22 protein-coding genes and 1 other RNA gene are annotated in these 26279 nt (G+C 63.0%); 6 read left to right on the top strand and 17 right to left on the bottom strand.

Going from position 1 to position 26279, the window contains the following annotated elements; genetic code table 11:
- Window positions 1-332 precede the first annotated feature (332 nt).
- The 14 genes from hslU to ACNAZA_RS06620 all read right to left on the bottom strand — a co-directional run bounded on the left by hslU (window position 333) and on the right by ACNAZA_RS06620 (window position 16548).
- Window positions 333-1652, bottom strand: coding sequence for an ATP-dependent protease ATPase subunit HslU (gene hslU / locus ACNAZA_RS06685; protein WP_415795702.1), 1320 nt, complete (start codon window positions 1650-1652; stop codon window positions 333-335).
- Between the two features lie 79 nt (window positions 1653-1731).
- Window positions 1732-2277 (bottom strand): ATP-dependent protease subunit HslV, encoded by a 546-nt coding sequence (hslV, locus tag ACNAZA_RS06680; RefSeq protein WP_415795700.1) that lies wholly within the window; start codon window positions 2275-2277, stop codon window positions 1732-1734.
- A 58-nt stretch (window positions 2278-2335) separates the two neighbouring features.
- Complete coding sequence (locus tag ACNAZA_RS06675; protein WP_415795699.1) at window positions 2336-4123, bottom strand: hypothetical protein; 1788 nt, start codon at window positions 4121-4123, stop codon at window positions 2336-2338.
- Between the two features lie 45 nt (window positions 4124-4168).
- The gene (gene dksA / locus ACNAZA_RS06670) at window positions 4169-4771 is read right to left on the bottom strand and encodes an RNA polymerase-binding protein DksA (protein ID WP_415795759.1); all 603 of its coding nucleotides are present in this window, start codon (window positions 4769-4771) and stop codon (window positions 4169-4171) included.
- A gap of 388 nt (window positions 4772-5159) precedes the next feature.
- Window positions 5160-6236, bottom strand: a complete 1077-nt coding sequence (locus ACNAZA_RS06665; RefSeq protein WP_415795698.1) for a CobW family GTP-binding protein — start codon at window positions 6234-6236, stop codon at window positions 5160-5162.
- 216 nt (window positions 6237-6452) lie between these two features.
- Entirely contained in the window at window positions 6453-7520 is a 1068-nt protein-coding gene (locus tag ACNAZA_RS06660; protein ID WP_415795697.1) for a tyrosine recombinase XerC, read from the bottom strand.
- Between the two features lie 34 nt (window positions 7521-7554).
- Window positions 7555-8268, bottom strand: coding sequence for a DUF484 family protein (locus tag ACNAZA_RS06655; protein WP_415795695.1), 714 nt, complete (start codon window positions 8266-8268; stop codon window positions 7555-7557).
- Window positions 8265-9143, bottom strand: a complete 879-nt coding sequence (gene dapF / locus ACNAZA_RS06650) for a diaminopimelate epimerase (protein ID WP_415795694.1) — start codon at window positions 9141-9143, stop codon at window positions 8265-8267. The genes ACNAZA_RS06655 and dapF overlap by 4 nt, the downstream gene beginning before the upstream one ends.
- Window positions 9144-9224: 81 nt before the next feature.
- Entirely contained in the window at window positions 9225-9791 is a 567-nt protein-coding gene (locus ACNAZA_RS06645; RefSeq protein WP_415795692.1) for a MarR family winged helix-turn-helix transcriptional regulator, read from the bottom strand.
- 128 nt (window positions 9792-9919) lie between these two features.
- Entirely contained in the window at window positions 9920-11683 is a 1764-nt protein-coding gene (locus ACNAZA_RS06640) for an acyl-CoA dehydrogenase family protein (RefSeq protein WP_415795691.1), read from the bottom strand.
- Window positions 11684-11854: 171 nt separating this feature from the next.
- Entirely contained in the window at window positions 11855-12853 is a 999-nt protein-coding gene (locus tag ACNAZA_RS06635; RefSeq protein ID WP_415795690.1) for a Bug family tripartite tricarboxylate transporter substrate binding protein, read from the bottom strand.
- Between the two features lie 185 nt (window positions 12854-13038).
- The gene (locus tag ACNAZA_RS06630) at window positions 13039-13803 is read right to left on the bottom strand and encodes an SDR family NAD(P)-dependent oxidoreductase (protein WP_415795689.1); all 765 of its coding nucleotides are present in this window, start codon (window positions 13801-13803) and stop codon (window positions 13039-13041) included.
- 44 nt (window positions 13804-13847) lie between these two features.
- Window positions 13848-15740: a feruloyl-CoA synthase gene (locus tag ACNAZA_RS06625; protein WP_415795687.1), complete on the bottom strand. Its 1893-nt coding sequence runs from the start codon at window positions 15738-15740 to the stop codon at window positions 13848-13850.
- Window positions 15741-15765: 25 nt separating this feature from the next.
- Window positions 15766-16548 (bottom strand): crotonase/enoyl-CoA hydratase family protein, encoded by a 783-nt coding sequence (locus tag ACNAZA_RS06620; RefSeq protein ID WP_415795685.1) that lies wholly within the window; start codon window positions 16546-16548, stop codon window positions 15766-15768.
- Between the two features lie 148 nt (window positions 16549-16696).
- Between ACNAZA_RS06620 and ACNAZA_RS06615 the strand changes: the two genes are divergently transcribed.
- The gene (locus ACNAZA_RS06615) at window positions 16697-18376 is read left to right on the top strand and encodes an MBL fold metallo-hydrolase (RefSeq protein ID WP_415795684.1); all 1680 of its coding nucleotides are present in this window, start codon (window positions 16697-16699) and stop codon (window positions 18374-18376) included.
- 44 nt (window positions 18377-18420) lie between these two features.
- Window positions 18421-19188, top strand: a complete 768-nt coding sequence (locus tag ACNAZA_RS06610; protein WP_415795682.1) for a S4 domain-containing protein — start codon at window positions 18421-18423, stop codon at window positions 19186-19188.
- Between the two features lie 73 nt (window positions 19189-19261).
- Here ACNAZA_RS06610 and rnpB read toward each other — a convergent pair.
- An RNA gene (gene rnpB, locus ACNAZA_RS06605) (RNase P RNA component class A) lies at window positions 19262-19622 on the bottom strand.
- A 21-nt stretch (window positions 19623-19643) separates the two neighbouring features.
- Window positions 19644-20456 (bottom strand): AraC family transcriptional regulator, encoded by an 813-nt coding sequence (locus ACNAZA_RS06600; RefSeq protein WP_415795680.1) that lies wholly within the window; start codon window positions 20454-20456, stop codon window positions 19644-19646.
- Window positions 20457-20551: 95 nt separating this feature from the next.
- On the opposite strand from ACNAZA_RS06600, the gene ACNAZA_RS06595 reads away from it, so the two are divergent.
- The 4 genes from ACNAZA_RS06595 (at window position 20552) to ACNAZA_RS06580 (ending at window position 25299) form a co-directional block, all read left to right on the top strand.
- Window positions 20552-21454 carry a DMT family transporter gene (locus ACNAZA_RS06595; RefSeq protein WP_415795679.1) on the top strand — a complete coding sequence of 301 codons (903 nt, stop codon included), beginning with the start codon at window positions 20552-20554 and terminating at the stop codon, window positions 21452-21454.
- Between the two features lie 262 nt (window positions 21455-21716).
- Window positions 21717-23036, top strand: a complete 1320-nt coding sequence (locus ACNAZA_RS06590; RefSeq protein ID WP_415795678.1) for an MFS transporter — start codon at window positions 21717-21719, stop codon at window positions 23034-23036.
- A 90-nt stretch (window positions 23037-23126) separates the two neighbouring features.
- A complete protein-coding gene (locus ACNAZA_RS06585) occupies window positions 23127-23804 on the top strand; it encodes a DUF2848 domain-containing protein (RefSeq protein WP_415795677.1) in 678 nt (225 codons plus the stop codon).
- Window positions 23805-23934: 130 nt separating this feature from the next.
- Window positions 23935-25299 carry an amidase gene (locus tag ACNAZA_RS06580; RefSeq protein WP_415795676.1) on the top strand — a complete coding sequence of 455 codons (1365 nt, stop codon included), beginning with the start codon at window positions 23935-23937 and terminating at the stop codon, window positions 25297-25299.
- Between the two features lies 1 nt (window position 25300).
- On the opposite strand, the gene ACNAZA_RS06575 is transcribed toward ACNAZA_RS06580, so the two are convergent.
- Complete coding sequence (locus tag ACNAZA_RS06575; RefSeq protein ID WP_415795674.1) at window positions 25301-26227, bottom strand: LysR family transcriptional regulator; 927 nt, start codon at window positions 26225-26227, stop codon at window positions 25301-25303.
- Window positions 26228-26279: the final 52 nt, after the last annotated feature.

Genomic DNA, 26279 nt, shown 5'->3' with positions numbered 1-26279 from the left:
CCGTTCATTTCCGCCAAATAGGGCGATGAAGGCAGTTTTCACCACTTAATTGCACTTTTTTCCACTGTAGCAGTTATTTGATGTGAGACCAACCAGCCATACAGAATTATTTTCAATGAAATCAATAACTTAGAAATAAAACGTATCCGTGATTTTTCAAAAAGTTATTCAACTACAAGCACTTAGCAAAATCTGTGCATGTTGACTCTCAATAGGAACTCTCAATTGCAACCATTCACTTCCTCGCGACAGGCGTGGTGAGTCGCGATTCCTTCCTACAAATGCAAACTGCCCGACTAAGCGGGCAGATGGCTCTGAGTTGGATAAACGGCTTACAAAATGAAACGCGACAAATCCTCGTCCTTGCTCAGCACTTGCAGGCGCTCATCCACATAGGCCGCATCGATCACCACGGACTGGCCGGAAAGCTTGACGGCATCGAAGCTGACGTCGTCAAGCAGGCGCTCCATCACGGTAGCCAGACGGCGCGCGCCGATGTTCTCGGTGCGCTCATTGACGTCAAAGGCAATCGTCGCCAAGCGGGTGATGGCCTCGGGCTTGAACTCCAGCGTTACGCCTTCGGTCGCCAGCAGCGCTTGGTACTGCTTGACCAGGGAGGCGTGAGTTTGCATGAGGATGGCTTCGAAGTCCTGGACCGACAGCGAATCCAATTCCACGCGAATGGGAAAGCGCCCCTGTAGCTCGGGGATCAGATCGCTGGGCTTGGACAGATGGAACGCGCCCGAGGCGATGAACAGGATGTGGTCGGTCTTGACCACGCCGTACTTGGTAGAGACGCTGGTGCCTTCCACCAGCGGCAGCAGATCGCGCTGCACGCCCTGGCGCGAGACATCGGAGCCGCTGCTTTCCTGGCGGGTGGCGACCTTGTCAATCTCGTCGATGAAGACAATCCCGTTTTGCTCGGCGTTCGCAATGGCACGAGTCTTGACGTCTTCCTCGTTGACCATCTTGGCCGCCTCTTCGTCGGTCAGAAGCTTCAGGGCCTCGGCGATCTTGAGCTTGCGCGTCTTGCGCTTTTCCTGGCCCATCTGGCTGAACATGCCGCGCAGCTGCTCGGCCATCTCGTCCATGCCTTGCGGACCCATGATCTGCACCTGGGGCAGCGCCTCGGCAATGTCAATCTCGATTTCCTTGTCATTAAGCTGGCCTTCGCGCAGCTTTTTGCGGAACACCTGACGCGCCGTATTGTCTGCCGCCACTTCGCCGGTACGCGCCTGGGGCACCAGCACATCGAGAATGCGATCCTCAGCCGCATCTTCGGCGCGGGCACGCATTTTCTTCATGTCCGCTTCGCGCGTCTGCTTGACGGCGATTTCGGCCAGGTCACGGATGATGGCGTCCACATCCTTGCCCACATAGCCCACCTCGGTGAACTTGGTGGCCTCGACCTTGATGAAAGGCGCATCGGCCAACTTGGCCAGACGGCGCGCAATCTCGGTCTTGCCCACGCCGGTGGGGCCAATCATCAAAATGTTCTTGGGCGTGATTTCCTGGCGCAGGCCATCCGCGACCTGCTGGCGGCGCCAGCGGTTGCGCAGTGCAATCGCCACGGCGCGCTTGGCGCCGGACTGGCCCACGATATGGTTGTCCAGCTCGGAGACGATCTCCTGAGGAGTCATGGCAGAAGACATGGAAGATACTCAATCAAACAAGCCGTCAGCGCATATGTAAAAAGCGCCACCAGCTATCAATTCAGGAATAGAAGTCCGCTTACAGCGTTTCTATGGTGTGATTCATATTGGTGTAAATGCACAGCTCGCCGGCAATGCCCAGCGATTTGCGCACCACTTCCTCGGCTGACAGCTCGGTGTTGTTGAGCAGCGCCTTGGCGGCCGAGTGCGCATAAGCACCACCCGAGCCTATGGACACAATGCCTTGCTCGGGCTCCAGCACATCGCCGTTGCCGGTAATGATGAGAGACGTGGTGGCATCGGCCACGGCCAGCATGGCCTCGAGGCGGCGCAGCACGCGGTCGGTACGCCAGTCCTTGGTAAGTTCGATGGCGGCGCGGGTCAGATGGCCCTGGTGCTTTTCCAGCTTGGCTTCAAAGCGCTCAAACAAGGTGAAGGCATCGGCGGTGGCGCCGGCAAAGCCGGCCAGCACCTTGCCGTGGTAGAGCTTGCGCACCTTGCGCGCTGTGCCCTTGACGACGATGTTGCCCAATGTGACCTGACCATCGCCACCGATGGCGACTTGCACGCCTTCGGGGGTCTGGCGGCGCACGCTCAAAATGGTGGTGCCGTGAAACTGTTCCATAGTGAGAGCAGGTGGGGGTGCATGCAGCAAGCCTCAAGAGGCCGCCGGAAAATTCTTTTCAGTCGTGGCGAGGCTGCACCTGAGCGTGCTCCTGTATGCCGACCACGTTGAAGAACACCGCCACCAGTTGGTGCAGCTGGCTGAACTGCAGCACATGGCCCAGCGCCTGCATGGACGAGGTCCAGTTGAGCACCGAACCGGCGGCCGCAAAATCCATGCGCACCAGACGGGCGCAATTGATGGAAATGGTCTCACCCAGGTGTGCCTGCTCCTGGATCGAAGTCAGCCACGGCAGGGCATCGCCCTCGATCACGCCTTGCAGCGCAAATCGATGCGGCAGATCGCGCCCCAGCATCGGCGGTACCAAGGTATCGGGTATCAGCATGCGGCTGTCCAGCGCAAACACATCCTGTACCGCGCCATCATGCGAGACAGCACATACGGGGTCCACCCAGGACGGCGGCGAGACTTCATAGGTCACACAATAGTCCAGTGCGGTCAGCTCGAAGTCGTCCTGCATGTGCATGAGGCGCAGCAAGGCCAGACGCAGATGCCACCAACCGGTGTCCACCTCGCGCGCGCCGGAAGGCGTCAGCGCCCGCAGCACCGCCTGCAACTGTTCCACGCCGGTAAACGCCAGCGCGCCGCCCTCATCGGCCCATTGCATCACCAGGGCGTGCATGGGCCGCATCACACCGGCATCCAGGGATTGCAGCGCGCTCCAGTCCAGCGCCCAGGGGGCCGGACTGCGGGATTTGGCCACGTGCAAGGCCTGCAGACCGGAGAGCGTCAGTTGCGCAGGCGCCGTCCAATTCAAGCCGGATGCTGCCGGATTCGCATCGCCCTCAAGCTCTGCCACGGCGCTCAGACCGCCATGCTCCTGCGGCATGGCAAACCATTGCGGGGCCGAACGACCAAAGCGCGAGGCGAAATCTACGGCGCTCTCATCAAACTCCGCCTGCCAGCCCGCCGCGCGGTACAGATCCAGCAGCGCCAGCCAGACCGGCAGCTGCCTGGGCAGATCGGCGCTGCGGCTGTCCAGCAAGGCCTGCAACAAGGCCTGGGCCATTTTCGCGTCGCCATTGGCAAAAACAATGGCAGCTTCTTCCAGCTCCCAGTCGTGCTCGAAGCGCACAAACGAGGGCGGAATCATATTGTCTGGCGCAGGGCCTGAAACCTCGGTCGGAGCAAAACCCGCGGCAAATTCGGTTTCGCCAAGCAAGGCTCCACGCCCCAGAATGGACGCCGGTGCAGAAGCCGCCAGGTCCAGGGGTCTTGTGGGCTCAAATCCGCTGCCGGCCTGGCCGGGTTGCGGCAACTGACCGGGCACCACATTGTTGAGCAAAGGCACGGTCGCCCCTGGCGACGGCGCTCTGAAGGAGGTGGGTGTGGGATTGCCCCCTGCTGGCAAAGGCATGGGCATGGTGGTGGCATCCGCAGCCTGTTTGCCGCGCCACCACTGCTGGGACATCTGAGCCTCGATCTCGTCGATCTTCTTGAGCGTCACCGCCCGCTCACCCAGATTGCTATTCAATGTCTGCAAGACTGAACTGGGCGCTCCAGGCATGGTGGAGCCCAGGGAGGGCATCAGCTTTGGCTGGTTGCCCTGGGCCTGCTGAGCCAGCTGAGAGGCACGCAATTTGCGCAGCTGCTCGAACTCACGCTTGCGCACGAAATCGTTCTGGCGCTTGCGCTCAATCATTTCCTTGAGCGCCTGCTTGCTGTACTGGCTTTCCGGCTCTTCCTGATTCAGATTGTCCAGATCGGACCAATTGACCGTAGGGTGGCGCACAAAGCGCGCCACCTTGGATAGCAATCCGTTCAACTTGGTCTCATCTATAGCCATGGTTCGTACTTTGGTACGCAAGAGCCGAGTCGAGCTTGACCCGAATCAATCACCGTACATTTTTTGCTTGAGTTCACGGCGCTGCTGGGCTTCCAGCGACAAAGTGGCCGTGGGACGGGCCAGCAGGCGGCCCACACCAATGGGTTCACCGGTTTCGTCGCAATAGCCGTAATCGCCAGCGTCGATACGGGCAATGGACTGATCGATCTTCTTGAGCAGTTTGCGCTCGCGATCGCGAGTGCGCAACTCCAGCGCATGCTCTTCTTCGATGGTGGCACGGTCTGCGGGATCGGGCACGACCGCCGTGTCTTCACGCAGGTTCTCAGCCGTTTCACCGGCATTGTTATGCATGTCGGTCTTGAGAGTCACCAGCTTGCGACGGAAAAATGCCATCTGGGCATCGTTCATATAGTCGTCGTCGTTCATGGCCAACACGTCGGCATCGGTCAATTCTTCCACCGATTTGGTCTTCCAGGCATTGGCCAGCTTGGGATCTTTTTTTGTCGCAGCTTGCTTTGTGATGGGCATGGTATTCGTATCGCTCATGGTGTCTGGCCCGACGATTTGCGCCGGTGCCATGGATGGTACTGTCAATCTGGGCTGCTGCGCCAAAGGCGTGGCAGGGCGTTGGGGAAAATCGGGACCCAGGAGTTCCGTGATGCAGCGGCGACCATGACAGACGCAAGGACTCGCCGACCCATCGAAACTGCGGGCTTGAAGCGAGCCGGACTCTCAGACATCGCCTTGCCGGCGACGGCCTTGTACAGACTTCGTTTTTCTGCGTTCACGTCCTGTCTCCTCACAGCACGTTGATCCATCGGGGCCGGATCACTCCAGCCCTCTCTTTAGGGGCGGCATTGTATCGACGCATGCCGCCTCGTCAGCCATCCGTTGCACTATCCCCACAAAACCTGCGGTATGGGAGAGCGTAAACACGCGCTCAAAAGACGCAGCAGTGTGCACCAAACAAAACGGCCTGCAAGGCAGGCCGTCAGAGTGTGTCAGAAAACGCCCTACACCAGATAAGACCTGGGGTTTATACCAGACACTGATCCAGACCCTGGCGGAAGATATCTTGCGGCAGATCAATACCGATGAAGACCATGCGGCTTTCGCGCTTTTCGTCGGCCGCCCATTCCGGCCCCAGATCGCTGCCCATGAGCTGATGCACGCCCTGGAAGATGACCTTGCGCTCGGTTCCGTTCATGTTCAGCACGCCTTTGTAGCGCAGCATCTTGGGGCCGTAGATGTTCACGATGGCGCCCAGGAAGTCTTCCAGCTTGGCAGGGTCGAACGCCCGCTCGGCACGAAAGACAAAGCTCTTCACATCGTCATCGTGGTGATGGTGGTGGGGGTGATTGCAGTGCTCGCCATGCTCGTGATCATGGTGGTCGTGGCCGCAATGCTCGTCATGCACATGGCCGTGATCGTGGTCATGTCCATGATCGTGATCGTCCTCCTTGAGGAAGTCGGGGTCGATATCGAGCTTGGCATTGAGATTGAAGCCACGCAGATCGAACACGTCCTTGAGGGACACATCGCCAAAATGCACGGCTGTGATGGGCGCGCGCGGGTTCATGTGCTTGAGGCGGTGGGTCAGCTCATCCTTGTCGGCCTCGCTCACCAGATCGGTCTTGGACAGGAAGATCTGATCGGCAAAGCCCACCTGGCGGCGCGCTTCCTGGCGGTCGTCCAGCTGCTGGTTGGCATGCTTGGCATCGACCAGGGTGATGATGGAGTCGATCAGATAGGTTTCGGCGATCTCGTCATCCATGAAGAAGGTCTGTGCCACGGGGCCGGGATCGGCCAGGCCGGTGGTCTCGATGACGATGCGGTCAAAGTCCACCAGGCCCTTGCGGCGCTTGGCAGCCAGCAGCTGCAAGGCCTCACGCAGGTCTTCGCGAATGGTACAGCAGATGCAGCCATTGCTCATCTGCAGGATCTGCTCTTTGGACTCGGTCTTGAGAATGTCGGTGTCGATGTTTTCTTCACCGAATTCGTTCTCGATCACGGCAATCTTCATGCCGTGCGACTCGTGCAGCACGCGCTTGAGCAGCGTGGTTTTGCCCGAACCCAGAAAGCCCGTGAGGATGGTGACAGGAATGAGAGACATGCGTTGGAACCTCTTGCTGCAGCCAGCCACCTTGCGCGGCCAGCCAAAAAACACGCAGGGCCGCTCCGACACAGAGCCGCCCTTGGGAATAAACAGCTGGAGAGTGTAGCGGTGCTTTCAAGCGCACACGGACGCAAGGGCTGCCGTCAAGTTAAGAGAAAATCGAACTCAAGCGCTTATCCATAAAGCGCTACAAGCTATCAATTCAGGATGAAGTCAATCATCAGACTCCGAGTCTGACTTGCGAGCAGACGGCGACTGATCCACCCTGCCCTCCGCCCCGTCCTGGCGTCTGGCGCGCGGATGGGCGTTTTCATAGGCCTGAGCCAGATGCTGAAAATCCAGCCGCGTATAGATTTGCGTAGTGGCAATGCTGGAATGCCCCAGCAGCTCCTGCACGGCGCGTAAATCACCGCTGGACTGCAGCAGATGGCTGGCAAACGAATGGCGCAGCACATGGGGATGCACGCCGGCCGCCAACCTGGCCTGCTGGCCGCGCTGCTTGAGACGCGCCCAGACGGATTGGCCCGTCAGCCGCTCGCCCCGGCGGCCTATGAAGAGCGCCACCTCCTCCCGGGCCCTGGCCTGTGCCGCACCGGTTAGAGCCGTCGTGCGCTGCGCCAGCCAGGCTTGCAAGGCCTTGGTGGCCATGGCCCCCACGGGCACGATGCGGCGCTTGCTGCCTTTGCCCTGCACATGGGCATCGCCCGCTTGCAGGTCGATCCAGCCCCGACCCTCGGCCTGGGTGTGCTGATCGGCTTTGACATCCAGCCCCACCAGTTCGCCCACGCGCAGGCCGCAGCCGTAAAGCAGCTCGGTCATGGCGGCATCGCGCGCCTCTATCCAGGGATCGGCCTCGGTGTTTTGAAAGCTGGCCAGCTGCACGGCGTCATCCACGCCCAGGGCTTTGGGCAAGGGCTTGGGCGCCTTGGGGCCGCGCACGCCTTCCACTGGGTTGAATGGCACCAGTTCCTGCCGGGCAGCCCAGCGGAAAAAACTGCGCCAACCCGAGAGAATCAGCGCAATACCGCGCGCGCTGCGGCCGGCGCTATGCATTTGGGCAGCAAAGCGGCGGATATGGTTCGGCTGCAAAGCCAGCAGCGCCACGTCGGCCTCGCTGGCGAAATCCTGCAGCTTGAGCAAATCCAGGCTGTACAGCGTATGGGTGCGCTCGGCCAGGCGCTTTTGCACCCGCACATGCTCCAGATAGGCGGTAACGACTGCGGGAAGTTGCGCGAGCTGCTCCTGCAATGAGAGCTGCTCACGTACATCCGATCTGTGCATATCCGGGCTGTGCATCAGTCCCGCCTGATCCTCGTCAGCTGCGGGCCAGGCTCAGCGGCGACAAACGCATGCGCGATAGCGAAGCACTGGCCAGCTGGGCGATGCGCGACAGAAATTCCGTCCCCATGGTGGCATCAAAACGCGCAGCGTCGGGAGAGCCCAGCACCAGCATGCCAAAGACGTTGGAGGTGCTCTCCATGGCGCCATCGTGCAGCGGCAGCAGGGCCATGGATTGAATGGCATCGGGCTGAGCCAGCCAGTGGGCGGACTCAAACCCCATATTGGGACCGCAGAACGGCATGGTCAGCGAAGCGGCAAAGGCCTTGGCATCCTCACTCACGCCCATGGTGTAGATGCTGCCGCTGTGTGCACCCGACACGTTCCACAGGCGCAGCGCCACCTGGGGCACCTCGAAGATATGCTGCAGGCTGGCGGTCACCACATGGGGCAGCTCGCGCAAATCCTGCACCTTGGACATGGCACAAGTCCACTGATGGATCTTGTTGGCAATCGAGGTGTTCTCGCTGCCGTGGCGCATCATGTCCATGATGCGGTGCTCCAGCCCCTTGATCTTCTCGCGCAGCATCTGCGCCTGGCGCTCCTGCAGGCTTACGGCACGCGGGCCATGGCCGCTGATCAATTGCACGCCGGTCAACATTTCGGCATGACGCTCGAAGAACTCCGGAGTTTGCTGGAGATAGTCGGCAATGGCTTCTTCGGTCACGGCGGTGTCGGTCATGCTGTTCATAGCGTCTCGGGAATGTCGATCTGTCCTTCAAACACAAACTCTGCGGGGCCGGTCATGCGCACGCGGTCCTCGGCGCCACCGTTCCATTCAATGGTCAGCAGGCCACCGCGGGTATGCACATCCACCCGGCTGTCCAGCAAGCCCCAGCCAATGCCGGCCACCACGGCTGCGCAGGCTCCGGTGCCGCAGGCCAGGGTCTCGCCCGCTCCGCGCTCATACACGCGCAACTTCACTGCGCTGCGGTCGACGATCTGCATGAAACCGGCATTCACCCGCTGCGGAAAGCGTTTGTGGTTTTCGATCAGCGGGCCGTGAACTTCGACGGGCGCCGCATCCACATCGGCCACCAGTTGCACCGCATGCGGGTTGCCCATGGAGATCGGCGCTATCCAAACCGTAGCATCTTGCGCAGATACATCAAGGGCTAGCGGCCATTTTTGTGCAGAGCCCTGCTTTTCCGCCAGCAAGCCTTCGCCGTTGAACGGCACCTTGGCCGGGTCCAGCTGGGGAGCGCCCATGTCCACCGTCACGCGGCCGTCGGCATGCAGCTCGGGGGCGATCACGCCGGAGAGCGTCTGCACGCGAGTCACGCGCTTGTCCGTCAAGCCCTTGTCATGCACATAACGGGCAAAGCAGCGTGCACCGTTGCCGCACTGCTCGACTTCGCCGCCATCGGCGTTGTGGATGACATATTCAAAATCCACGCCTTCGGCAGGCGAGGGGCGCACGGTGAGAATCTGGTCGGCACCCACGCCAAAGTGGCGGTTGCCCAGATAGCGGTAGTGAGCCGGCGTCAGGCCCAGGCGGCCCCGGGTTTCATCGAGCACGACAAAATCGTTGCCCGCACCCTGCATCTTGGTAAAGCGAATCTGCATGATGCCGCCCATTATCCTACCGGGCGCCGGTTTGCAGCCAGCACAGGAGACAAGCGTTGCGCCTACGCGAACAACAAGCCGTCAGCGGTAAAGCTTTTGCAGCAGCTGCAGCAGCTGAATCTGCTCGGCCGCACTCAGGTGGGAGACCGCACTTTGCTCGCTGGACTTGAGTTCGGGCTCGGCCGCATCCAGAAGCTCACGCCCCTGCACCGTGAGATACAGGCCGGTGGCACGGCCGTCGCGCGGATGCGGGCGGCGCTCCAGCAGGCCGCGCGCGGACAGCGCATCGATCATGCCCACCATATTGGGCGGCAGCATGTCCAGCTGCTGGCATAGCTGGCGCGAGGTGATGCCGGGATTGCCGCCCACCAGCGAGAGCACGGAAAACTCCACGATCTTGAGATCGAAGCGCACCATGCATTCCATGAACACGCCTACCAGCGACAGCGAGGCACGGCGCACGTTATAGCCGACCAAGGACTCCAAAAAACCGGCATCCACCCTGTCCACCGCTACCGACTCGACGGCATCAACCTGCGTTGCAGCCGCCAGCGGCAGCGTATTTTTCTTGCCACGCGCGTCAGACGGCTGGCCGTGGCCCGCACGGGTCGAACGGGAAGAGGCGTTGGCGGTTTTTGTTACAGGCATGGTGTCAGTCAGTCTCTGGCAAATCTACAGGGGTCGGCGGGCGCAATGCGCCAAATTCTGCCTGTTTTGCGGCATGACCGCTGCGAATTGCAGCGGGATGCCCGGAGCGCCGTGCAGGCCAAGCCGTTCTAGGCACTCTGCGCTGCAGCCTGCACCCCATGCACCATCGAGGTCTGGCGCCACTGGGCTTTCATCAGTTGCAGCCGCCAATCCATCTCGGGCAGCACACGCTGGGTCACGGCCTGCAACGGGCCTTGCCAGCGCTGGCCTTCGGTGCCCGGCGCGGCCGCAATGCGGGCCCAGGCCCAACCCATGAGCAGCACGGCCACACAGCGCAGAAAATCATCGGCCACGCGCCAGGCCAGAGTCTCGTCTTCCTTGCAGCCCTGTACCAGCAAGGTGCTGAAGTAGCGCAGCTCGGCCAGACGGCGCAGCACCTCAGCATCCAGCGCGCGCGAGGCATCCAGGCTTTTGCGCAAAAACAGCAGCCATTGGCCGAAAACCTGGCCCTCATCGGGCAGCAGCTTGCGCACCAGCAGGTCTATGGCCTGGATTTCGTTCGTGCCCTCGTAAATCATGGCCACGCGGGCGTCCCGCACGATTTGCTCCACGCCCCATTCGCGCATATAGCCATGGCCTCCAAAGACTTGCAGGCAGGCGCTGGCACCGTCAAAAGCCTGCTGCGTCCAGGCCGCCTTGAGCACGGGGGTGATCAGGCTGCACCATTGCTGAGCCTGTTCGCGCTCCTTGGCTGCCTCGGCATGGCGGGCCTGATCGAGATAGATACCGGTCTGGTAGGCCAACACACGGCCGCCGTCCACCCAGGCCCGCTGCACATCCAGGGTGCGGCGCAGGGCCGGGTGTTCGATCAGCAAATCGGCCGCGTCGCCAGGCCCGCGCGATGCAGACACGGCACCCGGTGCGCGCATCTGGCGGCGCTCCAGCGCATAGGCCCGGGCTTTTTGCCAGGCGGCATCCAGCAAGCCCACACCCTGCAAGGCCACATGCAGACGGGCGGCATTCATCATCACAAACATGGCGTTCAGACCCGCGCCTTCGCGGCCTATCAGCCAGCCCGTGGCGCCATCAAAGCGCATCACGCAGGTAGGGCTTCCGTGCAGGCCCATCTTTTCTTCAATACGTTCGCAGACCACGGCATTGCGCTGGCCCTCAGGCAAAAGCTTGGGCACCAGAAACAGGGACAAGCCCCGGGGCCCGGCGGGTGCACCGGGCAAACGTGCCAGCACCAGGTGCACGATGTTGTCCGTCAGATCATGCTCGCCGCCAGAGATGAAAATCTTGGTGCCGGTAACGGCATGGCTCGCTCCCAAAGCCGTATCGCCCATCGGCTCGGCCTGCGTGCGCACCAGGCCCAGATCGCTGCCGGCGTGGGCTTCCGTCAAGCACATGGTGGCCAGCCATTGACCGCTGGCAATCTTGCCCAGGTACTGCGCCTTGAGGGCCTCGCTGCCATGGTGCTTGAGGCATTCATACGCACCGTGCAACAAACCGGGCGCCATGGTCCAGCCATGGTTGGCGGCGCTCAGCCACTCGTAGAGCACGCCCTCCAGCACCCAGGGCAGGCCCTGGCCGCCATCTTCCTCGGCGCAGGCCAGTGCGGGCCAGCCGGCCTGCCAGAAGTCCTGATAGGCCTGGGCAAAGCCCGGTGGGGTGCTCACCTTGCCGTCTTTCAGACGGCAGCCGATTTCATCGCCCTCACGCGACAGCGGCGCTACCACCTCGCCCACCCACTTGCCCGCCTCCTCCAGCACCTGCTGCATCAGCGCCCGGTCCGTGGCCGCATGGGCCGGCAGGCGCTGCAACTGCTCGTCGGCCTTGAGCACATCGAAAAGAAGAAACGCGTTGTCGGCACTGACGGGCAAATAGGACATAAAAAAGCAGCTATCAAGTAGCAACAGGGAATCCATAAACGCGACGCTGGGCTGCGCACGAAGCGCAGTCCAAAAGTCAGGGGCGCCAAGCAAGATCCTTGGCGGCCCCGCCACCTCGCGGTGATGGCGCCGTCCCCCTCTGGGGGAAGCGGCGCAGCAGCTCAGGTGGAGTCAAGTGTCAGCCGTAAACCCGATCTGCTTGACCAGCGGGCCCCAACGCTCGAACTCGGCCTGCTGGGAGCGGGCCATTTCTTCGGGCGTGGAGCTGGTGGCGATCAGGCCGACCACGCCCAGGCTTTCCTTGAGCGAATCGCTCTTGAGCGCTGCAATGATGGCCGCATGGGCGCGGGCGCGCACATCGGCCGGCGTCTTGGCATTGGCGTAGAAGCCAAACCATTCCTCGGCTGTCAGATCGCCAAAGCCCTGCTCGGCAAACGTGGGCACATTGGGCAGATAGGGGTTGCGCTGCGGGCCGCTGGTAGCCAGCACGCGCAGCTTGCCGGCCTTGTAATAGCTGAGGAAGTCGCCGCTGGGGCCCATGACCGCCGCAATCTGGCCGCCAGCCAGATCAGACACGGCAGGCGCCGTGCCGCGATAAGGCACATGGCTGATCTTGATGCCCGAGCGCAGGCTGAGCAGCGAACCGATCAGATGCGGTTGCGTGCCGGCACCGGGGCTGCCGAAACTGGCTTTGTCAGGGTTGTTCTTGCACCAGGCCAGAAAGTCCTTGAGCGTCTTGACCTCGGCCGGTACGGCAGGACCTATGGCCAAGCCGTGGTGCATGATGGCGCCGATGGAAATCGGCTCGAAGTCCTTGGCCTGATAGCTGAGCTTGCTATAGATATGCGGGTAAATCGAGAAAGCCGAGACCTGGGACAGGGCGATCACCGAGCCATCGCCCACGGCATTGCGCAAACTCTCCAGCGCAATGCGGCCGCCGGCACCGGGCTTGTTTTCCACCACACCCATATTCTTGGTATAGCTGCTGCCGCCCATCTTCTCGCCCACGCGGCGGGCCACGGAGTCACCCGCGCTGCCGGCCGGAAAGCCGTAAAGAATACGGACTTGCTCGATAGGCCCACTGCCCTGGGCACGGGCCGCCACAGGGCCCAGCGCCGCCAGCGCGGCCGTGGCGCTCAGGCTTTTGACGAAATTGCGACGATCTTGCATGGTTTGTCTCCTGCTAGTAATAAACGGACTCTGCGGTCCTGTGAAATCAATAAAGGTCGCTGCGCTGGCTAGACTCACTCCGTGCCAGAGACACCGAGGAAGAGCCTAGGCCGGCCGCACCGCCTCGCACCGAGGGTGTCGTCCCCTTTGGGGAAGGCGCGCAGCGCCTCAGGGGGATAGATTATTTAACGCGGCGCCATGCGCAAAGCCCCGTCGAGGCGAATCACTTCGCCGTTCAGGTGACCGTTGTGCACGATGTGCAGCGCCAGCTCGGCAAACTCCGAAGGCTTGCCCAGCCGCGGCGGAAACGGAATGGACGCTGCCAGCGACTGCTGCACGGGTTCGGGCAGCTCCTGCATCAGCGGCGTGGCAAACAGGCCGGGAGCGATGGTACAGACACGGATGCCATGCTGGGCCAGATCGCGTGCCATGGGCAACGTCATGCCCACCAGCCCGCCCTTGGAGGCGCTATAGGCCTGCTGACCCACCTGCCCGTCAAAAGCCGCCACCGAGGCGGTGTAGACGATGACGCCGCGCGCCCCATCTTCCAGCGCGTTCAGCTGGGCGCAGCGCGCTGCAAACAGCCGCGTCATGTTGTAGCTGCCGATCAGGTTGACGCGCACCACGCGCTCAAAATCATCCAGCGGCGCAGGCTGGCCGTCGCGGCCGATCACACGCTTGGCCGTACCTATGCCGGCCACATTCATCAGAATGCGGGCGTCGCCCCATTGCGCACGGATCTGGTCCAGCGCCGCCGTCACGCTGGCCGTGTCCGTGATATCGCAGGCCAATGCCAGCCCGCCGATATCGGCTGCCACGGCTTTGGCCTTGTCCAGCTGGCGATCCAGCACGGCCACGCGGGCGCCGGCGGCGGCCAAGGCCCGCGCCGTCGCTTCGCCCAGGCCCGAGGCTCCGCCGGTCACGATGGCAATCTGATCCTGAATCTGCATTTCACTATCCTTTTAGAAGCTGCTTACGCCTGTTGGTATTGGTCTCAAGCCTGGTTTGGCTTCAAGATATGAGCCAGCGTCTCTTCGTACAGCCCCAACACCACATCCGCCCGATGGCTCAGCACGGCACGCTGGTTGATGGAGCCTTTGTCCGTCACCTCGCCCAGATCCAGCGACGGCGCACGGGTGGAAGCCACGGCCCGTGCAATGCGGGTGGCGCTGCCGGTAGCGGTCTGCGCCAACTGGTCCAGCACGGTTTGCAGATGCTGCTGCACAGAGGCGCTGTGCATGATTTGCTCCTGCGTGGCGCCCGCTTCCAGCCCGCTCAGGGCCAGGCAGGCCGGCGAGCCAAAGACGATGGCGCCGACCTCCTTGCGATCCAGCCCGGTGAGCACCACATCCTGGATAAAAGGTGCGCCCGCGTGAATAATTCGAGCGCGCAGCGGCCCCACATTGACGAAAGTGCCGGTGGCCAGCTTGAAGTCTTCGGCAATGCGGCCGTCAAAGCGCAGACCCTGGTTCGGGTCCTGCAGATCGCGCCACTGCACGGCGTCGCCGGTGCGAAAAAAACCTTGATCGTCGAAAGCCTCGGCCGTGGCCTCGGGTGCACGCCAGTAGCCGGGCGTGACATTGGGGCCGCGGTAACGCACTTCCAGCTTGCCGTCCACAGGCGCCAGCTTGAGTTCCAGCCCCGGCACGGGCACGCCCAGATCGCCGGAGCGCACATCGGGCCGATTGATGAACAGGGCCGAAGGCGAAGACTCCGTCATGCCCAGACCGGTGCTCATCACGATGCGCTCGCCAAACTCCTGCTCCTGCACCCGATGCAGGCTGTCCCACACCGGCTGGGCCAGCGAGGCACCGGCATAGAAAAACATCTTCACCCGCTTGAGCAGGCTGGCACGCAGCAGGGCATCGCTTTCCATGGCGCGGGCAATGTATTCAAAGCCCGTGGGCACGTTGAAGTACACGGTAGGCGAGATCTCGCGCAGATTGCGCAGCGTCTCGGCAATGCCGACCGGCGTGGGCTTGCCTTCGTCGATATAGACCGTGCCGCCGTGGTAAAGCGCCAGGCCTATGTTCTTGTTGCCGCCAAAAGTGTGGTTCCACGGCAGCCAGTCCACCAGTACCGGCGGGCCCTTGACCATATCGGGCATGGTCTGGGCAATCTGCTGCTGGTTGGCGCACCACATGCGGTGGGTGTTGATCACCGCCTTGGGCAGCTTGGTCGAACCCGAGGTGAACAAGAACTTGGTGATGGTCTCCGGCCCCGTGGCCTGCATGGCGGCATCCACCGCCGCCGTGGCCTCGGTGGCCAGCAGCTCGGCAAACCGGGTGTGGGGCAAAGCATTATCAGAAGCCGTGCGGTACACCACGTCACAGCCGGTGGGCACCACGGCGCGCACCGCCTTGTCGTAGCGCGCGGCATCGCTGGCAAAGATCAGGCCGGGGGTCAGCGTCTCCACCACATGGCGCAGCTTGGCGTAATCGGTGCTGACCAGGGAATACGGTGTGGACACCGAGCAATAGGGCACGCCGGCATATAGGCAGGCCATGGCTAGCATGGCGTGATCCAGGTCGTTTTCGCTGAGGATGATGACGGGCTTCTCGGCCGAGAGCCGGCGATCCACCAGCGCCTGGCCTATGCGCCGCGCATGCTCCAGCGTCTGCGCAAAGCTGATGTAACGCCAGTTGCCGGTGCTGCCGTCAGCCAAACGCTCGCGCTGGGCGATAAAGGCTTGGTCCGGCGTGTGCTGCGCCCAGTGCAACAACCGGTCCGTCATGCGGCAGGCGTAAGCCGTCAGATCCTGCTCGGCACGCACATGGCTGCTGCCATCGGGCTGCGCCTGTACCAGAATGCTTTGCACGCCAAACTCCAGGGGGCGGTAGCGCGGCGGCGCGGTGATCTCTGCCTGCTGCATAGCGGTTGTCTCCATTTTTTTATGTTTGTGTATGGCGGCTTCAGCCCTTGCTGACCTTGGCAGCCCGCCCGACCAGGAAATCCTGCAGGCGATGCTTGGCCTCGGGCGCGCTCTGAGCCACGGCGGCCATCAGCGCTTCCGTCATCAGCCCTTGGTCGGCAGGCTGCTCCGCAATGCGCGGCAGCGCATGCATGAGGGCGTAATTGGTCATGGGCGCGTTCTCGGCAATGCGCAGCGCCAGCTCCACGGCCTTGACCAGGGCCTGGCCTTCGGGCACCACATACTGGGCCAGACCGATGCGCTCACCGTCTTCGGCGTTGTAGACGCGACCGGTGAACATCATGTCGGCCATGCGCGAGGCACCAATCAGGCGCGGAATGCGCACCGAGCCGCCACCGCCCACGAAAATGCCGCGCGAGCCTTCGGGCAAGGCAAAGAAGGTGCTGCTGTCGGCCACACGGATATGGCAGGCACTGGCCAGCTCCAGCCCGCCGCCCACCACCGCACCGTGCAGGGCCGCCACCACGGGCACGGCGCCAAACTGCAGCTGCTGCAGCGCGTCATGCCACATGCGCGAATGCAGCACGCCTTGCGAGGCATCGCGTTCGCTCAGCTCGCTCAGATCCAACCCGGCGCAGAAATGCGGGCCGTCGCCATCGACCACAGCCGCGCGCACGCTGGCGGGCAGATTCTGGAAAACATCGCGCAAGCCCAGAATCAGACCATCCGACAAGGCATTGCGCTTGGCAGCGCGCTGCAGCCGAATGATGGCCACCTGCTGGTCATCGCCAGCGAAATCGACTGCAATTTCTTTATGAGACATAACCATTCCTTTTCGCCATTATTGTTATATTAAATAATTAAATGCAATGAGATTTGCCCCAATCCACTCCTAGTGATTTCCCCAGTCTCGACCCCTTGAGAGCCCGGTTTGACAACCTTCGTCCGCCAGGGCTTCGCATAATGCAGGCATGACTCGCCCCAGCCAGCTTTTGCATGCCCAGCGCATGCCCATCGCCACCCGTGATGCCTCCACCGTTTTGCTGCTGCGCGACAGCGCCGACGGCCAAGGCTATGAAGTGCTGATGACAAGACGCGCCGACCAGGGCAATTTCGCCAACGCCTATGTGTTTCCGGGCGGCGGCATAGAAGCGCAGGATGGCGATCCCGCCAACCATGACCTGGCCCGCGTGCGCAGCGCCATGGTCGAGGCCGGCGGCGAGGCCCGCATCACACAGGCTCTGGCCGGCATACGCGAAACCTTCGAAGAGCTGGGCATCTTGCTGGCCTATGACGCACAAGGCCTGCCGGTTTCGGCCGCGCAGGTGGCGCAGCTCGATCGCCATGCCTCGCTTTATGCCCAGTGCCGCGAGCGCGGCTGGACGCTGGCGGTAGACCAGCTCTGGTATCTGGCGCACTGGACGGCGGCCCGCGACCTTCCCAAGCGCTTTGACGTGCCGTTTTTCGTGGCCCGCATGCCCGAGGACCAGACACCCGAGGCCGACGAAACCGAGCAGTTCGAGCCCACCTGGATTCGCCCGCAGCAAGCGCTGCAACGCTTTGCGGAAAAAAGCCTGTTCATCGTCTTTCCCACCGAGCGCACGCTGCAGCGCTTGGCGACGTTTGCCGGCACCCAGGCCGTGCTGGATGCGCTCCAAGGCGAAAAGCTGCTGTGGAAATCCTGCCCGCGTACGGGCTTCATCCAGGGCCAGGACACGCGGCACATGGAAACCGACATGGCTTTTGGCGAGCTGGAGATGGTCCACCCCGACGGCCAGGCCGGCCACCATCTGGACTGGCAATCCGAGACCGCCGTACCTCTGCGCAAAAACCTGCTGCGCCTGACCGCGCCCAACCCCGGCGTCATGACCGGCCCGGGCACCAATACCTATCTGGTGGGCGATGCCGCCACCGGCTATATCGTCATCGACCCGGGCCCGAACGAGACTATCCACCTGCAGCGCCTGGTGCAGACCACGGGCGGCGATATCCGCTTCATCGTCTGCACCCATTCCCACCCCGACCACTCACCGGGTGCGGTACCACTGCAGGCCATGGTGGAGCAAGCCGGCCGGGCCAGGCCGCCCATCATGGGCCTGCCCTCGGCGCCCACGGCCCGCTCCTACAGCCGCTTCAAGCCCGAGGTCACGCTACAGGATGGAGAGCAGCTCACGCTCACCGGCAATGGACTTGAAGGCGAAATCACCCATACGCTGCAAGCCATCTTCACGCCCGGACACGCGGCCAACCACTTGTGTTTTCTACTGGTCGAAGACGCTTTGCTCTTCAGCGGCGATCACATCCTCAACGGCAGCACCACGGTGATCGGCCCGCCGGACGGCAACATGATCGACTACCTGGATTCACTGGACAAACTCGACGAGATCTGTGCCGAGCACGCGGTGCGCTACATACTGCCGGCCCACGGCCATGTGCTGGGTTTTGCGCGCCAGCAGATTGCCAAGCTCAAGGCCCACCGCCTGGCACGCGAAGCCAAGGTCCACGCCGCCATGCGCGCCAAGCCCGACGGCAGCATTGCCGACTGGGTGGCCCTGGCCTATGCGGATACGCCCCAGGCCTTGTGGCCGGTGGCCGAGCGCTCGCTGCTGGCCCATGTGGAGCGCATCCAGAAAATGTGCCTGGGTCGCTAGACCTGTGGACAACTAGGACATGGCCGGCGCATTAAGCTCTCGCCATGTCTGAAAACCTGCCTGAAAAAGAAAGCATCCGCCTGGCCAAGCGCCTGGCGGAGCAAGAACAATGCTCACGCCGCGAGGCCGAGCTCCATATTGAAGCGGGCAACGTCCAGGTAGACGGCAAGCTGGTGCTGGTGCCCGAGACCCGCGTGCACGCCGATCAGGTGGTCACCCTGCGCCACGGTGCCAAACCCGAGGCGATTCCTCCGGTCACCATCCTGATGAACAAGCCTGCGGGCTATACCCAGGGCATGGCCTACGGCCGCGTGCGCAGCGCGCATTCGCTGCTCAGCGAAGCCACGCTGGCCGCCCTTGATACGCCCATGCCCTTGCTGGTGCTGCCCCAGCACTTCAAGAACCTGGAATCGTTTCTTACCATCCCCCTGCCCGCCAACGGCTTGATCGTCTACACCCAGGACAAGCGGATAGCGCGCAAGCTCAAGGAAGAAGGCGCCTGGCTGGAGCAGGAACTGATTGTCGGCGTTGAGGGCCAGATCGATGAAGGCGGCCTGGAGCTGCTGCAGCAAGGTCTGCCCATTCCCGGCGGCAACGGCCAGCGCCGCATGCCGCCCTGCCATGTCAGCTGGCAAAACGAAAGCCATCTGCGCTTTGCCCTCAAAGGCATTGCGCCCGAGGAAATCGAAACCATGTGCGCAGCCGTGGGCCTGACCGTCACCAGCCTGCGCCGCCTGCGCATAGGCCGGGTCTCGCTGGCCAAGGTGCCCGAAGGCCAGTGGCGCTACCTCATGCCCTGGGAAAAGTTCTAAACTTTTCATTCATAAAAAAAAGAGCTGCTGGCGCTTGATACATAAGCGCCAGCAGCTCTTTTGACTTGTCAAAGTGTGAAGTGCGCCGATAAGCCGGATTCTGTGCACAGCGGTTGCCCGCTGCGTGACCGCCATTAATCTGGGCCGTCAGTCGCCTGACGGCTCGGTGCTACCTACCCGCACACTCCGGGGGCCCCGTCAACGTGTGCCTACTTGGTATTGCTGCGCGTAGAGATTGCCCGTTTCACCCCCGGTGGTCTGCCTTGCGGCACTCCCCCGAGACTCGTCTCTGTTGCTCTGATCCTCACCTCACGGTGGACAGCTGTTAGCTGCTACGCTGCCCTGTGCAGTCCGGACGTTCCTCCAGTACGGTCTTTCGACCCAACGCAAGCGTTGGCCTTGCGGCTTGTACCAGCGACGGTCTGGCGCACTTCACGGCGCGCATTATCTCCCGTTCACAAAGAGCCTGCACAGAACTCGCGTCTAAACTGCTCCGGCGGCAGGCCGGATTCGCGCTGAAACATGGCAATAAAGGCCGAGGGCGTGCTGTAACCCAGGTCATAGGCAATGCTTTGCACCGTATGACCGGCCTCCAGCGCATCGATGGCGCGCAGATAGCGCATGCGCTGGCGCCACTCTCCCAGGCTCATGCCCAGCTCGCTCTGGCAATGGCGCGCCAGCGTGCGCTCCGTCATGTGCACGGTGGCTGCCCAGGCGGCCAGACTGCGGTGATCGTCGGGCTGCGCCTGCATGGCATCGAGCACCTGCACCAGGGCCGGGTGCCGGGCCATGGGCAAAAAGCTCAGCTCCAGCGGCGTGGCTTTCAGCTGGTCGTGCACCACCTGGGCCAGCCGCAGATCGGCCTCGGCCACCGGAATCTGTACATCGCGCAGGCCGAAGTCGGCCAGAACGGCCTTGACTATGGGCCCTATGCGCATGCAGCCCGCCGCACCGGGCAGGCTCTCGCACAGCTGGGGCGCCAGATAGACCGAGCGGTATTGCACGGCATGCTGCAGATAGCAGCTGTGCACCACGCCGGGCGGAATCCACACCCCGTGCTGCGGCGGGCACAGAATCAGGCCCGAAGGCACTTCCATGCTCAGGCTGCCATGGGAGGCGTAGTTCAGATGTCCCCAGCGGTGGCTGTGCGGCGGCGCTTCGCTATGGGCGCCGAACTCGTCGTAGCGAAAGTAGTAGCTGCCTTCCACCTTCTCCGTATCCAGAATCGCCACCGTATGGCGTTGCACGGCATGAGTCGCTGAAGTCATGGCATTCGTCCGGCTTGCGTTATGGTTTGTCTCAAATGCGTTATGCACTTTAAAACCGTCAAGCGCATGATAAGCCTCCACAAGGAGTCTTCATCATGGGTGCATATGCATTACCGCTGGGCGCGGTGCTGATCTGGTCGATCAACACCGTGGTCAGCAAGCTGGCTGCCGACAGCATCAGCGCCGCCGAGATCGGCTTTTTCCGCTGGCTGGTCGCCGCCGTGCTGTTCACGCCGTTTCTGCTGCCGTCCATCTGGCGCCAGCGCGCCGATATCAAACCGCAGCTTCCCAAAATCATCGCCCTGGGCGTGCTGGGCATGGTGATCTACCAGACCATGGCCTATTACGCGGCCCACTACACCACGGCCACGCACATGGGCATCATCGGCTCGCTGACACCCATGCTGGTACTGGCTCTGGCCACGGTGATGCTGGGCCAGCAACTGACCCGCGGCGCCATCTGGGGCTCGCTGCTGGCCATTGCCGGCGTGGCCCTGGTGGTGTCTTCCGGCAAACCCGCACAGCTACTGTCCGAAGGACTGAATCTGGGCGATGCCATGATGTTCCTGGCCATGTTGTCTTACGCGGTCTACAACATCCTGCTCAAGCGCTGGCCCATGCCGCGCCTGTCAACGCTGCAACTGCTGTACCTGCAAATACTGGTGGCCGTGGTCGTGCAGCTGCCGCTGTATCTGATTTCGCCCAAGACGGGGCTGAACGCCAGCAATCTGCCGCTGGTGGGCTTTGCTGGCATCATGGCCTCGATTGCCGCGCCGCTGCTGTGGATGAAGGCCGTGCAAAGCATAGGCCCGGGCCGCTCCAGCATGTTCTTCAACCTCATCCCCATCTTCACGGCCATCATGGCCTATGGCGTGCTCCAGGAGCCGCTGGCCGGCTACCACGCCATCGGCGGCGTCATGACGGTGGGCGGCCTGCTGCTGGCCGAGCTGTGGAAGCAACCGCTGCGCACGCCGCGCACGAGCATCGCTCAGGCATAGAGGCCATCCCCCTCGTGGTGCATAGGCGCTGCATGCCGGTGCAGCGACCGCACCAAGGCTGCCCATAAGAATTTGCATTCGCCAATGCTCATAATTTCTTGTTGGACAGGCCAGTCCCAGATTTCGATACTGCCGTCACTGGAACACCGAGGTGCACCGGTGACCCGCGCAGTCCTCTGCCCCGTCTCCCGCACCCGGTTTTCCGCTGACACACAGGCTACAACCCGTGTGCCCGCTGCAATTTCGGAAACTGGAGACAAATATGAGCAGCCCGGCTTCTGCCACCCACCCCCTCGCCCACGATGCCGGCAGCGCCGCGCATCCCGATATGGACGCCACCTATCGCAAGATCGCCTGGCGCCTGATCCCCTTTCTGGTCTTTCTGTTCATCCTGGCCTGGATAGACCGCGTCAACGTCGGCTTCGCCAAGCTGCAGATGCTGCAGGACCTGCAGTTCAGCGAGGCCATCTACGGCCTGGGGGCCGGCATCTTCTTCATCGGCTATTTTCTGTTCGAGGTGCCCAGCAACCTGCTGCTGGAGAAGATAGGCGCGCGCAAGACGCTGGCGCGCATCACCATCCTGTGGGGCGGTGCATCCATGGCCATGGCCTATGTGACCACGCCCACCATGTTCTACGTGCTGCGCTTCATCCTGGGCGTAGTCGAGGCCGGTTTCTTCCCTGGCGTGGTGCTGTACCTGACCTACTGGTTCCCTGCCAACCACCGGGCACGCGTCAACGGTCTGTTCATGACATCGTTCGCCATCGCCGGCGCCGTGGGCGGCCCCATTGCGGGCGCCATCATGAACGGCATGCAGGGCGTGGGCCATCTGGCCAACTGGCAGTGGCTGTTCATCCTCGAGGGCATCCCTTCCGTGATCGCCGGCTTCTTCGTGCTCAAGTTCCTGCCCGAAAGACCCGAGAACGCCCGCTGGCTGACGAGGGCCGAGCAACAGGCCGTGAGCCGTGCCGTGGCCGCCGAGAACCAGCAAGGCCACAAGCATGTATCCCTGCTGTCCGCCTGCCGTGACTATCGCGTCTGGCTGTGCGCTGCCGTGTACTTTTGTATCGTCAGCGGCAACGCCACCATCGCCTTCTGGTCGCCATCCATCATCAAGGAAATCGGCATCCAGAACACTCTGCAGATCGGCCTGATCTCGGCCATTCCCTTTCTCGCCGGCACGCTGGCCATGGTCTGGAACGGCCTGCATTCAGACAAGACCGGCGAGCGCCGCATGCACTGCGCCATCGCCGCCCTGATCGCCGCGGCCGGCCTGATCCTGACCGGCCTGTTCCTGCACAGCGCCGTGCTCGCCCTGTGTGCGCTGACGCTGGCCTCCATCGGCATCCTGGCCGCCTTCCCGGTGTTCTGGTCCATCCCTTCCGCCTTCCTGGCCGGCACGGCAGCAGCCGGCGGCATTGCGCTGATCAACTCCATAGGCAACCTGGCCGGCTTTGTGGCGCCCTACATGATCGGTGCGCTCAAGACCAGCACGGGATCGCTGTCCTCGGGGCTGTATTTCGTAGCGGCCCTCGAATTCGTCGCCGCTTTCCTGGTCGTGGTCTTCGTCAAGAAGCAGTGACGGCCCGGCGCACCTGCCTTCCCAGGCAGCACGCGCCCTCCCCCTTTTCCCAGGGGCCGCACGCCCCGCCTTTCTTTCGGAATCCCTGCCATGCATTTGCAGTTCACCACCCCCGAGGGCCAGACCCTCGCCCCCGATTTCCACACCCTCATCGTCGCCGGCTGGGCCGGACGCGACCATGCGGCCATCGAGCACCATATCGAAGAGCTGGCCGCCATCGGCATTCCCCGCCCCAGCGCCGTGCCTCTGTACTACCGTATCTCCAGCAACCAGCTGAGCCAAAGCAGCGCGCTGCAGGTGCTGGGCCCGGACTCGTCGGGCGAAGTCGAGGTCTTCGTGTTTACGCATGAGGGCGAGATGTTCGTGAGCCTGGCCTCGGACCATACGGACCGCAAGCTCGAAGCCTATAGCGTCGCCTTTTCCAAGCAGGCCTGCGTCAAGCCCGTGGCCACCCAGACCTGGCGCTTCGCCGATGTGGCCGGCCACTGGGACGAGCTGATCGTGCGCTCATGGATAGAGGAAGACGGCCGCGAAGTGCTCTACCAGGAAGGTACTCTGGCCAGCCTGCGTACACCCCAGGACCTGATCGCGGGCTTCACGGGCGGCAAGGACCTGCTGCCCGAGGGCTGCGGCATGACCTGCGGCACCGTAGGTGCGATCGGCGGCATCCGTCCCGCCACGGTGTTCGCCATGGAGTTGTACGATCCCCGCAGCCAGCGCACCATCCGCCACCGCTACCGCAGCGAGTTGCTGGACATCGTGGCCTGAGCTTCATCAGAGCTCGGCCGATCTCACTCAGGACTTACGCAAACCGGATGCAGCAAGGCGCAACGCCCTCTGGCACGCCGCCCGCTTTGCTCCTTCTTGCGTAAGTCGTATCACTGACAGGACTTCACACATGACCCACGCCTTTCCCCTCCCCAGCCTGGGGCTTGCATCACAGCGCCTGCAGGACGGCGAAACCACCTCGGTGCAACTGACCGAGCAGGCCCTGGCCCGAACCATGGCGGGGGAAGGCCCCAAGGTATTCACCCGCGTCTTCCACGAATCGGCCCTGGCCGAGGCCCGCGCCAGCGACACGCTGCGCGCGGCAGGCCTGTCCCGCTCTCCCATCGAGGGCCTGCCGATCTCGGTCAAGGACTTGTTCGATATCGCCGGCCTGCCCACGCTGGGCGGCTCGCGCCTGCTGGCCGATGCGGCTCCCGCCACGCGCACGGCCGAGGTGGTGCAGCGCCTGCGCCAGGCCGGCGCCGTCATCATGGGCACGACCAATATGACCGAGTTTGCCTACTCGGGCCTGGGTCTGAATCCGCACTACGGCACACCGCGCAACCCCTGGCTGCGCGATGAAGACGGCGGCCGCATTCCCGGTGGCTCGTCCTCGGGCGCTGCCATCTCCGTCACCGATGGCATGGCCATGGCCGGCATTGGCTCCGACACCGGCGGATCGGTACGCATTCCTTCCGCCTTTTGCGGCCTGACGGGCTTCAAGCCCACGGCCCGGCGCGTGTCCATGCAAGGCGTGCTGCCCTTGTCCGCCAATCTGGACTCCATCGGCCCGCTGGCGCCCAGCGTGCGCTGCTGCGCCACGCTGGATGCCATTCTCTCGGACGAGCCGCAGTGGGATTTGCATGCTGCACCGCTACAAGGTCTGCGCCTGCTGGCACCCACCAATGTGGTGCTGGACGGCATAGACGCCACCGTGGCTGCCGCCTGGGAGCGCGCGCTGTCACTGCTGTCTCAGGCCGGCGTGCGCATCACCCACGCCGCAGCCCAGCCTTTCAACGAACTGGCCGAGATCAATGCCAAGGGCGGCTTCACCGCCGCCGAAGCCTGGGCCTGGCACCGGGAATATCTGGCCACGCGTCTGGACGAGTACGACCCCCGCGTGGGCACGCGCATTCTGCGCGGCAAGGACATCAGCGCGGCCGACTACATTGACCTGCTGGCACGGCGCAAGCAGTGGATCGCCCGGGTCGAGGCCCAAATGGTCGACCATGACCTGCTCATCCTGCCCACCGTGCCCGTGGTCGCCCCCAAGATTGCCGACCTGGCCCAGAGCGACGAGGCCTACTTCCGCGCCAACGGCCTGATCCTGCGCAACCCCACGCTGATCAACTTCCTGGACGGCTGCGCCATCTCCCTGCCCTGCCACCGTGCGAGCGAGGCGCCCGTGGGCCTGAGCCTCGCCGGCACAGGCGGCCAGGACCGCCGTCTGCTGTCCGTGGCGCTGGCCGTGGAACAGCTGCTGGCTGAGGCCTGATTCAGGCGACCGGGGGCAGGCGGGCCACAGCCTGCCCATGGTTGAGCGCGAAGGCGGCCGCGACCTCCTCGGCCGCGCGCGCCACTACCTCGGTCAGCGGATTCTGGTGGTCATTGCGGTAGCAGGCCACCAGGGGCAGAGAGGGAAACTCGCGGTCCACACGCAACAGGCGCAGGCGCTGCTCGGCCAGCTCGCGCTGGATGATGGCCGGCGGCACGGCGGCCACACCCAGGCCGTCGCAGACCACGCGGATCATGGTGGCCACCGAGGCAATGCAGTTGAGGTGCACCGTGGCGCTGCTCTCGGTGGAAAACAGCTGCTCTATCACCGCAAACGGCTCGGAGTCGCGCGCAAAACACATGATGGGAAAGGCTGCCAGCTCGGCCAAGCTCAGCGTCTCATCGCCTATGCCCAATTTGGGGCTACCCACCCAGGCCATGGGAAATTCGCCCAAGGACAGAGAGCTGACCGCGCCGGAGCTCAAAGGCTTGGCCTGCAACGACAGGTCCAGCTGGCCTTTGATCAACTGCTCGGACATATGCAGCGTGGTGTCGCAGGCAATCTCCACCTGCAGCCGCGGATAGCGCTGCTGCAGCAGCGCCAGAAAATCGGGAAACCAGCTGTGCACAATGGATTCGATGGCACCGATGCGGATCACGCCCGCATAGGCCTGCTTGTCCAGCATGTCCTCGCGCATCTCCCGCATGAGGCGCAGTATGCGTTCGGCATGAACCAAGGCCTTGGCGCCGTCAGCCGTCAACGTGACCTCGCGCACGCCTCGATCAAACAGGCGCACGCCGAACTCCTGCTCCAGCGTGGCGATACGACTGGAGACAGCGGCCTGCGTGGTGTACAAGCGCTCGGCCGTCATGCGGAAATTGCGCAGCTCGGCCAGCAGCACAAAGGTTTCCAGGAAACGTAGATTCATGGGGCGATATTAACTTTCCAGCCCCTGTCGATACAGCCCCTGCAGGAACGGC

The organism is Comamonas aquatilis (assembly GCF_965139575.1).
Classification (GTDB): domain Bacteria; phylum Pseudomonadota; class Gammaproteobacteria; order Burkholderiales; family Burkholderiaceae_C; genus Comamonas; species Comamonas aquatilis.
This window is presented reverse-complemented; position numbering and strand designations above follow the sequence as displayed.